Origin of the sequence: Bacillus sp. Xin1 (genome assembly GCF_013314535.1) — a bacterium.
Taxonomy (GTDB): domain Bacteria; phylum Bacillota; class Bacilli; order Bacillales; family Bacillaceae_G; genus Bacillus_A.
Map to the genome: position 1 here is coordinate 15,344 of NZ_JABUAE010000010.1, position 13,394 is coordinate 28,737.

Below are 13,394 nucleotides of genomic sequence, written 5' to 3' on the forward strand. Positions count from 1 at the left end.
CATATTGTCTCTTATTGCTTTTTCATCTCAATCGCTAAATAATGTGATTGTTCTGTTGCTCGGATACGAATATCTTCTTCAACTGCTTCTGCCGCATCTCGCATCACAAGTGTCTTACCATTTACTTCGCCGCTTCCTTCAATTTGTACAAGGTACACTTGACGCCCTTCACTAACAGGTAAACTAATTTCTTTTCCTGCTTCTAATGATAGCGAATATAAATTTGCGTCTTGATGAATCGCAATTGGTGCACCCCCATCAACTGGAGATACCATATGGAACCATGTATTTTCACGTTTGTTCCAATCAAACTTAAACTCACCGTAGTTCGGCGTGTGTCCAGCACGATCTGGTAAAATCCAAATTTGTAATAAACGTAATGTCTCATTTCCTAAATTATGTTCACTATGAAATACACCTGTACCAGCGCTCATATATTGTACATGTCCACGCTCAATTGTACCGCGGTTCTCCATGCTATCTTGGTGTGTTAACTCACCATCTACAACGTAAGAAATAATCTCCATATCACGATGTGGATGCATATCAAATCCTGTTTGTGCTGCTACTAGATCATCATTAATAACACGAAGTGCTCCGAAGTGCATATTATCTGGATTGTAATAATCTGCAAATGAAAAATGAAAATGCGTATTTAACCACCCATGATTCGCTCTTCCCATATTTTTATGATCAATTTTTTTAAACATATCCTTCACCTCATATTATCTCGAATTCGAGATATTTATTTAAAATTTTTTATTGTAACTTTCTCAGTAATTCTAATAATTGTTTTTGTTCGTTGTAATCTAATTTATTAAATTGTTCCGCTTGAAACGTTTCTTGGGGCGGGACAGTTTCTCCATATAAAACTTTCCCAGCTTCTGTTAACGAAAGATATTTCGTAGTCCCTTCTTGTTCTCGCTTAATCCACCCTAGTTGCTCCATCTTATTTAAAAGCTGCGTGATGTTCCCTTTTGTAACAAATAACTTTTTCCCAAGCTCCTGCTGTGTTAATCGATCATGTCCGCCGATTTGAGCTAACACATCAAACTGAGCAGCAGATAAACCCCACTCTTTCAAATGTTGATTTGTCTCGCGAACGCTTCTGTTATAAAAACGTGATAAACGGAACCATAATAATAGTCCAAGTCTTTCTTCTGCTTTCATTCCATCACCTCGCTTGCTTGATATACATAGTTTAGAACTAAACTTTTTAATTGTCAACTACTTTATTTTGGTAAGTTAAAAACAAAAAGATAGTGATGTTCCCACCACTATACATTAGTTTATATTCCTTCTCATATATTCATTTATTTTACGTTCAGCAAATGCCCTAGCATCCCTTTCAATCCAACGTGCCTCATATACTTCTTTTTCTATATACAATACATTGTTTTCATGCTGCATCGAATGCCGAAACTCATGCAGTAAAGTTTTAAGCACTTGTTCATACTGTTCCCACATGCAAACAAAAATCATTTGTCTTTCTTTATGATAAAAACCGCTTAAAGGAAATAAAAACTCTTCTTCTTCTTCTCCTAATTTTACAAGCACATCATTTGTATCACACGTATCGCAAAAAATAACCGGAATTTCACGCTGCTCAATAAGTGAAAATACATCATTTTTCACCTGCTGAATATCCCATGGAAACTCTGAATCCAGCACGTACCAATTCCCAGCTTGCTGATATACGTTTTGAAACTGGAGTTCCATTGGCCTCCATTCTCCTTTCTAAAATCCCTTTTCCTATACATATGCCACAATATGATAAAAAATAAACACATATTGCAATATCACATTACACCTAGTTCAAAAAATGTTCAAAAATACTGTTTGGAAAAGGTTGATTTATATCAATTACTAGATTATAATAATTATAAATTAGTAAACAATACAATAACTCAAAAGGAGATTGATCATATGAACACACAAGTAATCGAAGTATTAAACAAACAAGTAGCAGACTGGAACGTATTATTTACAAAACTACACAACTTCCATTGGTATGTAAAAGGACCTCAATTCTTTACACTACATGAGAAATTTGAACAATTTTATACAGAAGCAGCTGGACACATCGATGAAATTGCAGAGCGTATTTTAGCAATTGGCGGCAAACCAGTAGCGACAATGAAAGAATACTTAGAACTATCTTCTATTCAAGAAGCAGCTTACGGAGAAACTGCAGAAGGGATGGTAGAAGCGATTATGAAGGACTACGAAATGATGTTAGTTGAATTGAAAAAAGGCATGGAAATCGCACAAGACGCTGACGATGAAATGACATCTGACTTACTACTTGGCATCTACACAGAATTAGAAAAACACGCTTGGATGCTACGCGCATTCTTAAACTAAAAGCGAAAGTGGCTCGCTCAGAATGTGAGGGGATGGAGCTTTTGACGTAGAGGCGCTCTTTGCCTCGCAGGAAAAAGCGCAGCCACCGAATATTCTAGCCGCTGAAGCTGGATACCACTAAAAGCGAAAGCGGCTCGCTAACTAAATCCCCCAATTCATTTTGGGGGATTTAGTTATTTACTGCCATATTTCAATAATTTTTATGTTAAAATATAGAAAATACAGTCTAGTCTAAACAACTATTCATCATTTAGGTATATATCCATTTTGATTTGCTGACATCTACATTGCGGCTCTGAAAACAAAAAGGGATTTCCATTCGCTTTCTACATTTGTTTTCATTCGGCATGGGCCTAAAAAGGGTCTGACCGCTACTATGCATAGCCGGACGCTCTCTCCCACCTAAAAAGATTAGGTTTTATATCAACTTTTCAACGTGGATTTATATAAAGCATTCTAGTATCACCATCAAATGACGGGAGTGGTTCAGTTGAAAGACTATTTGATTCGAGCATTTTTCGCCTTATTAACTGTTGGAATTGCTTTAAGTATAGCAAATATTTTCAATCTGACCGTAGACACAAGAAGTTATCCTTTCCTCATTGTCCTTGCCATCGCTGGTGGTTGGAGCGGTTGGTACTTATATAAGAAGCAAAATAATAAAACAGATAAAGGCATTCCGAAATAATATGGAATGCCTTTTAATATTTATTATTTTCTTTCCTTTTTTATATAATGGATGATTACATTCAAAATACTAATAACAATAATTCCTAAGAACATATAAAAAGATTGTTCATCTCCACCTAAATTATACTCATCCACGATAAATCCCGACATAAAGAGAGTTATTCCTGAAACAACAATACAAGTTAGTATAATAAGCCATAAAGAAAATCCATTAATAAGCACTTTTCTTTGATATGTAATAATTAACATGACGAGAACTAAAATAGCTATACAGCTTATAAAGATAGGCCGTAAAAATGTAAACTCCGGAAACATGACCTTTTCCACTCTCTCCTCCACTCGTCAAAACTTAACGTTCTATAATCTCGATACACAAAAAACGCTAACATAATTCCCAAAATAAAAACACATGTCGTTTTAATAAAAATGACATGTGTTCTATAATCAATTACCTATATATTCGTATTATGACAATTGCTTCCACTTATTCCCCATAACAGGTCGTTTATAATTTTTCATGCGAAGCAATAATTCTTCTGCATGATCCGCCGAAACAATTAACTCTTTATTCGATGGATTCATAAATCCTTCTTTTGCTGCGCGATCAACCATTTGCAAAATTGGCTCATAAAACCCCATAATATTTAATAAACCAACTGGTTTGTCATGAATTCCGATTTGTGACCAACATACTACTTCGAACAATTCTTCAAATGTTCCATAGCCACCTGGCAATGCAATAAATGCATCCGCAAGCTCTCCCATTTTCGCTTTACGTTCATGCATTGTTTCCACTTCAATTAGCTCAGTTAATCCTTCATGAACAATTTCTCCGCGAAATAACCCGCGAGGCATAACACCTGTGACACGACCACCTAAACGAAGCACTTCATTGGCTACTTCTCCCATTAAACCGACACATGAACCGCCATATACTAATTCACAATTATTTTGAACAAGTACTTCTCCAAGCTTAATTGCTTGCTCCTTAAACTCAGGTCTCTCTCCTAGATTAGAACCTGCAAACACACAAACCTTTCTCATACCTACACCCCAAAACTATATATTGTTATGATACAATGAACATTGTACAACATATTGAGGGGATGAGAAAGAAATGAATATAGCTGAATTTCAAAGATGGATCGAGGATTTTTACGAAAAACGAAGCTGGTCACAATATAACTCTTTTATTCGCTTAAATTTCTTAGTGGAAGAAGTAGGTGAAGTTTCACGCGTTGTGCGCGCGATTGAAATTGGACGCGATCGCCCGGATGAGCAGGAAAAACAAGAAGAAGAATTGAAAATAGAATTAAAAGAAGAACTTGGGGATGTACTTGCTAATCTTATTATTCTTTCTCAAAAATATGATTTAGACTTACAAGATATTATGGAGGCACATGTAGAAAAACTATCTAAACGTTTCCAATAAAGTGAAACTTCCATCAGTGGGGATTTCTTTCATCCTCACTGATGGTTAGCCCTCACCAATCGGGCTTTTACGGGCAGTTTCCCCCCTAACCGTCTCCTTCTTTTTCACTGAATATTGAGATAGGAGTATTACTGCCCGTTAATGCGGGAGAAACGAAATAAGAATATTATCATTCATGATATAATATTACCGATATTATACAAGGGAGGATTTTTATGTTATCTACTAAACTACACGATGCACTTAATGATCAAATGAACTTTGAATTTTATTCTGCCCATGTTTATATGGCAATGGCCGCTTACTGCACAGCAGAAAGCTATGATGGATTTGCAAACTTCTTTCTTGTTCAAGCAGAAGAAGAACGTTTCCATGCAATGAAACTTTACAATTATATTAATGACCGCGGAGAGCGTGCGATTATTACTGGATTTGAAAATCCAAACAATGACTACGAGTCCGTTTTAAGTGCATTTGAAATTGCATTAGAACACGAACGCGAAGTAACAAAACGTATTTATAACTTATCTGATATCGCATGGGACGAGCGTGAACACGCTACGATTACTTTCTTGAAATGGTTCGTTGATGAACAAGTTGAAGAAGAAGCTTCTTTCGATAGCATCATTCAGAAACTAAAACGTATTACAAGCGATTCTAACGCTCTATTTATGTTAGATGCAGAATTAGAGAAACGTACGTTTACTCCTCCTGCTGAGTAATATCTTTATCACCTTAACGAATTTGTTAAGGTGATTTTTATTTTCTAATCTCTCCCTCTTACCTTAACATCGGATTAAAATCAGCTTAAATCTTCACTTATTCTACATAGGACTACTATTATAAATGGTATTATTTTCAATATAGAGTGCAAGCGGGAGGGAGATTATCTCAATGAAACAACGTGTAGAAGCAATCGATGCCGTTCGTGGTTTTGCTTTATTCGGTATTTTACTTGTTAATATAACATTAATTCAATTTGGAATGTTTAGCGGTGAACAACCTACTTATGTATTCGGAAAGATCGATGAAGGAGCCAATTGGTTTATTGAATTTTTTGGTACACACAACTTCATTTCCCTATTCTCTTTTCTATTTGGTCTTAGTATTATTCTGCTGCAAAAGAGCATTCTCGCAAAAGAAAAACGTTTCTTTCCGGTTTATATACGACGAATTATTATTTTACTAATTCTTGGATATATTCACGGTATATTTATTTGGAGCGGAGACATTTTATTTGCATATGGGATTGTAGGGATTTTCTTAATGATGTTTATCAATCGAAAACCAAAAACATTGCTTATTTGGGCCTTTATCTTACTAGCATTTACTATGTTTATTTCTTACCCATTTGAGTCCAATGCAAATGTAGAGGATTTTTCCTCCTACATTGGAAAAGAACAAACAGTCCACAAAACCGGGAGTTATACAGATCATATAAAATTCCGCCTATACGAAAATCCATTCGAAGATATTGGAATCACTGGATTTTCCGGGGGATTCCTCCTAACCTTTTTGATGATCATTCTAATGGCCCCGCTGTTCTTGCTAGGAATATATGTCGGGAAAAAAGGATGGCTGTTTGAAATAGATAAACATGTATCTTCCCTCAAAAAACTTTGGCTTATCAGTGGTATCTTTTCTTTCACAGTAAAAATTTTAGCATTATTAACACAGCAACCGATTCTCATTATGCTAAAAGACAGTGTTTCACCATTAGGCATGGCCCTTTTTTACGGAAGCTCAATTATTCTCTTATTCCATTACAAAAAGGCATTACGCTTACTTGAGTATGTGGCTAATATGGGTAAAATGTCAGTTAGTAACTATTTAGCACAGACTATCATTGCTACTACGATTTTTTATGCGTACGGTTTCGGATTATATGGAAAAATCGGTTACTTCTTTGGCGCCGTATTGACGATTGGAATTTATAGCGTTCAATTATACGCTAGTACCTATTGGTTACAAAGATATCGCATAGGTCCAGTTGAATATGTATGGAGACTTGGCACTTATTTAAAAAGGCCTGCCTTTAAGCGAAAATTAAAGAAAGTAAGTTAAATAAAAAAAGCAATGAGCATAAGCTCATTGCTTTTCCTATTTTTAAAGCATAACCCCAACGATAACCGCTGATAATATACTTACTAACGTTGCACCATACACAAGTTTTAATCCGAAAGAAGATACAACATTCGCTTGTTTTCCATCGATACTCTTCGTTGCACCTGCGATAATTCCAATAGATGAGAAGTTTGCGAAAGATACAAGGAAGATTGATAAGATACCTACTGTACGATCTGATAAATCGCCAGCTACTTTTCCTAAATCAAGCATCGCAACAAATTCGTTTGTTACTAATTTTGTTGCCATAATTTGTCCTGCTTGTAGCATTTCTGATGCTGGAATACCTAGAACGAATGCTAGTGGTGAGAATACATATCCTAAAATGCTTTGGAATGTAATGCCGAAAATAGAATCAAATACGCCGTTAATTGCTGTAATCAATGCAACGAATCCGATTAACATCGCCGCTACTGTTACTGCAATCGAGAACCCAAGCATGATGTACTCGCCTAACATTTCGAAGAACGTTTGCTTCTTATCTTCTTGTAATTCTAAAATGTCCTCTTCTTCACTAATATCATAAGGATTAATGATATGAACAATAATGAATCCGCTAAATAAGTTTAATACAAGTGCTGTTACTACATATTTTGGATCAATCATTTTCATATAAGAACCGACGATTGACATTGATACTGTTGACATAGAAGATGCACAAAGTGTATATAAACGATTTTTTGGTAACTTACTTAATTGGTCTTTTACTGTAATAAACACTTCACCTTGACCAACGATTGCTGCTGCTACTGCATTATATGATTCTAATCTCCCTAGACCATTCACTTTACTTAATACGAAACCGACTGCTTTAATAATAATCGGTAAAACTTTAATGTGTTGCAAAATTCCAATTAATACTGCTAAGAAAATAATTGGTAATAATACTGTTAAGAAGAACGGTGCTTGTCCATCATTCGCTAGGCCGCCAAATACGAAGTTAACCCCTGCCTCTGCATATTTTAAAATAGCACCAAAACCATCTGAAATTCCTTTTACTAATACAAATCCAATCTTTGTATTTAATAAGAAGTATGCCAATGCCAATTGAATCACAAGCATAATTGCGATTGGTCTATACTTAATTTTCTTTCGATCTGAACTTACAAGGAAACCTAGTACAAATACAACAAGTAAACCAACTAGAAACATAACTAGTTTCATATGTTAATCCTCCACTTCCATAAGTTATCTGTCGTTCAACGAATGACGTCTGACCATTGATATTTAAAAAATAAGAACCCTTAAAATACTATTTACTTTAAACTGTAACGTAAAACCAGTAAGCGTTTACATAAATTGCAATTTATAATTGGTAGCCTCTTCTTCTCTACTCGATTTAAAGTATGAAACTGATACCACCCATAAACAGATTGTAAGCGTTATCCAAATGAAATGCAATATAATTTTTCAAATAAATTATATGTTAATTTATCCCTTTCCTCTCTCTCGATGCTATATATTTTTTGTCGTTATTTGTCGAATCGCTGATATATTTTAATTTGCGCCGATATATGCTGAGAAACAGTCGATATATTTGAAAAATCGCTGATAAAGTGAAACTTTAATCAGTGGGGGTTTTCTTCATCCCCCACTGATCATTAGTTGAACCAATCGGGCTTTTACGGACAGTTGATCCCCCACCTATCTTCCTCGTTTCTCTCTGAATATTGAGGTGGGGGTCTTACTGTCCGTTAATGCGGGATAAAATTTCATTTACTATTTTCCCACCTCAGCACACTCGCCATCTCAATGTATTTCTTCTTATCATCTTCTCCATACAAAAAAGCAGTAAGCTCATACTCACTGCTTTTTCATTTCTATAACATAACTCCAACAATAATTGCTGATAAAATACTTACTAACGTTGCACCATATACAAGTCTTAGCCCGAATGAAGACACAACGTTTGATTGATTTTCATCAATCCCTTTCGTTGCACCTGCGATAATTCCAATAGATGAGAAGTTCGCAAATGATACAAGGAATACGGATAGAATCCCAACTGTACGAGCTGATAATTCTCCTCCTACTATTCCAAGGTCCAGCATCGCAACAAATTCGTTTGATACTAATTTTGTCGCCATAATTTGTCCTGCTGTTACCATCTCTGCTTGTGGGATGCCCATTACAAATGCTAATGGTGAGAAAATGTATCCTAAAATAGCTTGGAATGTAATACCGAATACAGAATCAAACAAACTGTTAATCGCTGTAATTAATGCTACGAAACCAAGTAACATCGCTGCTACTGTTACCGCAATTGTAAATCCAAGCATAATATATTCGCTAAGCATTTCGAAGAATGATTGCTTTTGTTTGGTTTCTAACTTAAGTGTATCCTCTTCTTCCGTAATATCATACGGGTTAATAATATGAATGATGATGAAACCACTAAATAAATTTAATACAAGTGCTGTTACTACATATTTTGGATCAATCATTTTCATATAAGAACCAACGATTGACATCGATACCGTTGACATTGAAGATGCACAAAGCGTATATAAACGATGTTTCGGAATCTTGCTTAATTGATCTTTTACTGTAATAAATACTTCTGCCTGACCAACGATTGCCGCTGCTACTGCATTATATGATTCTAGTTTTCCTAGACCATTCACTTTACTTAACAGGGTACCAATTGAACGAATAAATATCGGTAAAATTTTAAAGTGTTGTAGAATTCCAATTAATACGGCAAAGAAAACGATTGGTAATAATGCTGTTAAGAAGAATGAAACCTCTCCTTTATTAACAAGGCCACCAAATACGAAAACGATTCCAGATTCAGCATATGCAAGCAATGCTCCAAATCCGTCAGAAATTCCTTTCACCAAAATATAACCAATTTGTGTATTTAATAAGAAATACGATAATGCCAACTGAATAGCAAGCATAACCACAATCGGCTTATACTTAATTTTCTTTCGATCCGCACTTATAAGAAAACCGAGTATAAATACAACGAGTAATCCTACAAGAAACATAACAAATTTCATATATAAAATCCTCCATTTAAACCTTATTCAACGCTTTAGAAAATTATTTAACGTTGAACGTCTGACCATATTAAACAAGAAATAATCCGAACTTTCACCTAACACGTAAAAATATGTATATTATCGTTTAAAATCGTTCTATCTCTTATCTAGAAAGACCTTATCCATTCTAACACAAATTCTAATTCACATCTTCATATTTCCTAAAAAAGTTACATTTTCTTAGAAAATCTCTATTAATGTTCGTCTTTTCTCCTCCTTGATTTTACTCATAAAAAAACGAGCATCAAGTTTGACTTGATGCTCGTTTCCCATTTCATTATACAGCTTTTTCTTTTTCTACTACTGGCTTGTCCCAGCACTCTGTATTTGTTAAACCTGGAATAGAATCTGCACTGAAGACTGGATCTTTTCCTTGTTTCTTTTGCTTTACATAGTCTGCCAATGCAGCATACGCAAATCGACCAAGAAGTGTAATCGCAATTAAGTTTGTGATTACCATTAGCCCCATAAATAAGTCTGCCATATTCCATACAACTTGAAGCGTCGCAACAGAGCCGAATAGTACCATTCCAACTACCGCAATACGGTAGATTGTTAACCAAGTTTTACTTTGTTTAATGAATTCAATATTCGTTTCACCATAATAATAGTTTCCTAGAAGTGAACTGAAAGCAAATAAGAAAATAATGATTGCTAAGAAGCTACTTGCCCACGAACCGATTTGTGAACTTAGCGCCATTTGTGTTAATTCAATACCTTCTAAATTCGTTGCCTTATATGCACCAGAACATAGTACGATAAATGCTGTTGATGTACATACTAAGAATGTATCTACTAAAACTCCGATTGTTTGAATAAACCCTTGTTTCGCTGGATGCGTTACATCTGCTGTTGCTGCAGCGTTTGGTGCACTACCCATACCTGCTTCGTTCGCAAATAATCCACGCTGAATACCATATTTCATTGCCGCACCAATACCGCCGCCTACAGCTGAATCTAAACCAAATGCGCCTTTAAAGATTTCTGTAAATACATCTGGTAGTAAATAGAAGTTTTTAATAACAACGAAAATAGCTACTGCAATATAAAGAATTGCCATTGGCGGAACAATCATTTCCGACATACGTGCAATGCTTTTAACACCGCCAAAAATAATAACCGCGACTAATACAGCTAATACAATTCCAACAACATAACGCTCTATACCAAATGCATTTTTAAATGCTAACGTAACTGTATTTGCTTGTACTGAGTTGAAAATTAAACCATAACTAATTGTGATAAGAATAGAGAACCAAATTCCCATCCAACGTTTATTTAAACCTTTTTCCATATAATAAGCAGGGCCACCACGGAATCCACTGCCATCTTTTATTTTATAAATTTGTGCCAGTGTACTTTCTACGAAACTGGAAGATGCCCCAATAATTGCGATTACCCACATCCAAAATACTGCGCCAGGTCCTCCCATAGAAATCGCTAACGCTACACCAGCTAAGTTACCAATCCCAATACGAGCTGCTGAACTCATACAGAAAGCTTGGAAAGAAGATACGCTGCCCTTTTTACGTGTCTTTCCAGTTAATCCGTCACTCATCAATCGTACCATTTCCCCTAAATGGCTAATTTGTACAAATTTTAATTTGATAGAAAAATAAAGCCCTAGGCCTATTAACATTGCAATCAAAATATATGACCAAAGAATAGTATTGGTTGATGAAACGAACTGTTCTAAAATGTTCATCCTATTAATCCCCTCCCATTTTTCTTCACAAATTGAATTATATTCAAAAAATATTCAAAAATCAACATTTTTCGACAGGATATTACTTCCATATGTTAGATTTCCTTACATAGAAATGTTATATGGAAGAAAATATAACTCATTATTTTTAGAAACGCACATACTATACGAAGCAATATTTTTCATAGATAAAGAAATTGACAAAAAACAAACTTGTAACTACAATAGTTACGACGAGTAGTTACAAACCTACTTAAAAGACATTCATTCATTTTTCAGATATACACTTATAACAATTATTTGGAGGGATCCCTTATGAAAATCGGAATTATTGGAGCAAGCGGAAAAGCCGGAAGTCGCATTCTAAAAGAAGCACTTGATCGCGGGCATGAAGTCACTGCAATTGTAAGAAACGCAGCAAAAATTACAGAAGATAATGTAAAAGTTTTAGAAAAAGATGTTTTCGATCTTACTGCTAATGATTTACAAACATTTGCCGTAGTCGTGAACGCATTTGGCGCTCCTGCTGGAAGTGAACACCTTCATGTAGAGGCAGGAAACGTATTAATTGAAGTAATGAAAGGTGCACCTAACACAAAATTACTTGTTGTCGGAGGCGCTGGAAGCTTATTTGTCGATGAAGCAAAAACAACACGTGTATTTGACACACCAGGTTTCCCTAAAGAATATCTTGCAACTGCTCAAAACCAAGGTAAAAACTTAGAAATCTTACAGCAAACAAATGATATCACTTGGACATTCATTAGCCCTTCTGCCCTATTCGCATTAGGAAAACGTACTGGTTCCTACAAAGCAGGTAAAGATCACCTTCTTGTTAACGAAAAAGGAGATAGCTACGTAAGCTACGAAGACTTTGCTGTAGCAGCACTCGATGAAATTGAAAATCCAAAACATGTGAACGAACGCTTTACAGTTGTTTCTGAAGCTGAGTAATAATAAAAAAGTGCTGGCAAACGCCAGCACTTTTTATCTTTTGTACGGTGTAGAAGGTTGATTCGGTTGATTCGGTTTCTGAGGAACTTCAGCTTTTTTCCAACTTACCGCTAAATCCGGGCTTGTTTTCTCTTCACTACGCTCTAATAAAACTACTGCGTCTTGAATCGTTTCCGTTCCCTTATGTTCAATACCTTGTAATTTTGTTAAATTACCAGATACTTTAAAGCTAAATTCACCAGAGGGCGCTTCTTTCGGAATTAACACGCGGAATTTTTCTCCTACATTAAATTCTGTTTTTGTTTCGCCTTTTTCATTCACAAACTTAACTCCTTGTGGCGCACCAGTTGCTTGCACTTTGTATGTTCCACTCTTTGCATTTGTTTCCACTGTATATAAACCTGTTTCGAAAAACTCATCTTTTAATACTGCTTCTTGTTTTTCCGACGGCGTAACGCTCATCGTGATTTCTTGTACTTCTTCACTGCTAGCCGCTTTCGCAACAATGTCTTTCGTTAATTTCTCTACATTTTTATTACGAAAATCTAAATCATCGATACTCACTTGTCCAAGCGCATTCCATACAGCAAGTTGCGTCGCATAATGCGCCTCTCTCCAATCAGATACACCTAATTCTTGCGGACTTTTTTGTGGATAACCATTTAACAACACACGGTACACACCAATATCCACCTTACCTATTTCAGGTAAATCTTGACCACTTGGTGATTTCAAAAAAACATCTAAGCAGTACGCTATTTTTCTATCTGCTGTTTTAATGAGTTCCGTTCGGATTGGTTTCTTTAATGATTTACTATAACTCCAATCCATTTGATACTTTGTATGATCCATAACTTCTGCGGATGCTTTTTGGAGCGGAAATAATAAGTTCGCAAATACAAATAAAACACTCAAAAAAGCAACCAATAACTTATACGATTGTTTCATATTCATGTTTACAACCCCTTATAAAATAACAAATTTACTACTGTATATTATTTAGTTAGAAAATTTTTTTATGCATTTTCACTTAGATTCCTGCAAAATAAAAAAAGCACAGGCTATCCTATGCTTTTTTATT

15 protein-coding genes are annotated in these 13,394 nt (G+C 35.3%); 6 read left to right on the plus strand and 9 right to left on the minus strand.

Annotated elements, in window-relative coordinates; all coding sequences use genetic code 11:
• Positions 1-11: 11 nt before the first annotated feature.
• From HRG09_RS11615 to HRG09_RS11625, 3 genes are all read right to left on the minus strand, one after another.
• Positions 12-710, minus strand: a complete 699-nt coding sequence (locus HRG09_RS11615) for a pirin family protein (protein ID WP_174100959.1) — start codon at positions 708-710, stop codon at positions 12-14.
• Positions 711-759: 49 nt separating this feature from the next.
• On the minus strand, positions 760-1,170 hold the full coding sequence (locus tag HRG09_RS11620) for a MarR family winged helix-turn-helix transcriptional regulator (RefSeq protein ID WP_174100960.1): 411 nt from the start codon (positions 1,168-1,170) through the stop codon (positions 760-762).
• Between the two features lie 114 nt (positions 1,171-1,284).
• The gene (locus HRG09_RS11625) at positions 1,285-1,719 is read right to left on the minus strand and encodes a DUF3920 family protein (RefSeq protein WP_174100961.1); all 435 of its coding nucleotides are present in this window, start codon (positions 1,717-1,719) and stop codon (positions 1,285-1,287) included.
• Between the two features lie 207 nt (positions 1,720-1,926).
• Between HRG09_RS11625 and HRG09_RS11630 the strand changes: the two genes are divergently transcribed.
• Both HRG09_RS11630 and HRG09_RS11635 read left to right on the plus strand, forming a co-directional pair.
• Positions 1,927-2,364 carry a Dps family protein gene (locus HRG09_RS11630; protein WP_174100962.1) on the plus strand — a complete coding sequence of 146 codons (438 nt, stop codon included), beginning with the start codon at positions 1,927-1,929 and terminating at the stop codon, positions 2,362-2,364.
• A 490-nt stretch (positions 2,365-2,854) separates the two neighbouring features.
• Positions 2,855-3,052 (plus strand): hypothetical protein, encoded by a 198-nt coding sequence (locus HRG09_RS11635; protein ID WP_174100963.1) that lies wholly within the window; start codon positions 2,855-2,857, stop codon positions 3,050-3,052.
• A 23-nt stretch (positions 3,053-3,075) separates the two neighbouring features.
• Here HRG09_RS11635 and HRG09_RS11640 read toward each other — a convergent pair whose 3' ends face one another.
• Both HRG09_RS11640 and HRG09_RS11645 read right to left on the minus strand, forming a co-directional pair.
• Entirely contained in the window at positions 3,076-3,369 is a 294-nt protein-coding gene (locus HRG09_RS11640; protein ID WP_174101057.1) for a hypothetical protein, read from the minus strand.
• A 150-nt stretch (positions 3,370-3,519) separates the two neighbouring features.
• The gene (locus HRG09_RS11645; RefSeq protein WP_174100964.1) at positions 3,520-4,098 is read right to left on the minus strand and encodes an LOG family protein; all 579 of its coding nucleotides are present in this window, start codon (positions 4,096-4,098) and stop codon (positions 3,520-3,522) included.
• A 73-nt stretch (positions 4,099-4,171) separates the two neighbouring features.
• Here HRG09_RS11645 and HRG09_RS11650 point away from each other — a divergent pair, with 73 nt between their 5' ends.
• The 3 genes from HRG09_RS11650 to HRG09_RS11660 all read left to right on the plus strand — a co-directional run bounded on the left by HRG09_RS11650 (position 4,172) and on the right by HRG09_RS11660 (position 6,550).
• Positions 4,172-4,486 (plus strand): MazG nucleotide pyrophosphohydrolase domain-containing protein, encoded by a 315-nt coding sequence (locus HRG09_RS11650; protein ID WP_174100965.1) that lies wholly within the window; start codon positions 4,172-4,174, stop codon positions 4,484-4,486.
• Between the two features lie 215 nt (positions 4,487-4,701).
• A complete protein-coding gene (locus tag HRG09_RS11655; RefSeq protein ID WP_000953326.1) occupies positions 4,702-5,208 on the plus strand; it encodes a ferritin in 507 nt (168 codons plus the stop codon).
• A 172-nt stretch (positions 5,209-5,380) separates the two neighbouring features.
• Positions 5,381-6,550: a DUF418 domain-containing protein gene (locus HRG09_RS11660; protein WP_174100966.1), complete on the plus strand. Its 1,170-nt coding sequence runs from the start codon at positions 5,381-5,383 to the stop codon at positions 6,548-6,550.
• A gap of 42 nt (positions 6,551-6,592) precedes the next feature.
• On the opposite strand, the gene HRG09_RS11665 is transcribed toward HRG09_RS11660, so the two are convergent.
• The 3 genes from HRG09_RS11665 to HRG09_RS11675 all read right to left on the minus strand — a co-directional run bounded on the left by HRG09_RS11665 (position 6,593) and on the right by HRG09_RS11675 (position 11,359).
• On the minus strand, positions 6,593-7,774 hold the full coding sequence (locus HRG09_RS11665) for a NupC/NupG family nucleoside CNT transporter (protein ID WP_174100967.1): 1,182 nt from the start codon (positions 7,772-7,774) through the stop codon (positions 6,593-6,595).
• A 656-nt stretch (positions 7,775-8,430) separates the two neighbouring features.
• A complete protein-coding gene (locus HRG09_RS11670; RefSeq protein WP_174100968.1) occupies positions 8,431-9,612 on the minus strand; it encodes a NupC/NupG family nucleoside CNT transporter in 1,182 nt (393 codons plus the stop codon).
• A gap of 319 nt (positions 9,613-9,931) precedes the next feature.
• Positions 9,932-11,359 (minus strand): alanine/glycine:cation symporter family protein, encoded by a 1,428-nt coding sequence (locus tag HRG09_RS11675; RefSeq protein ID WP_174100969.1) that lies wholly within the window; start codon positions 11,357-11,359, stop codon positions 9,932-9,934.
• Positions 11,360-11,674: 315 nt separating this feature from the next.
• On the opposite strand from HRG09_RS11675, the gene HRG09_RS11680 reads away from it, so the two are divergent.
• Complete coding sequence (locus tag HRG09_RS11680; protein ID WP_174100970.1) at positions 11,675-12,313, plus strand: NAD(P)-dependent oxidoreductase; 639 nt, start codon at positions 11,675-11,677, stop codon at positions 12,311-12,313.
• Between the two features lie 33 nt (positions 12,314-12,346).
• On the opposite strand, the gene HRG09_RS11685 is transcribed toward HRG09_RS11680, so the two are convergent.
• Positions 12,347-13,267: a thioester domain-containing protein gene (locus tag HRG09_RS11685; RefSeq protein ID WP_174100971.1), complete on the minus strand. Its 921-nt coding sequence runs from the start codon at positions 13,265-13,267 to the stop codon at positions 12,347-12,349.
• Positions 13,268-13,394 lie beyond the last annotated feature (127 nt).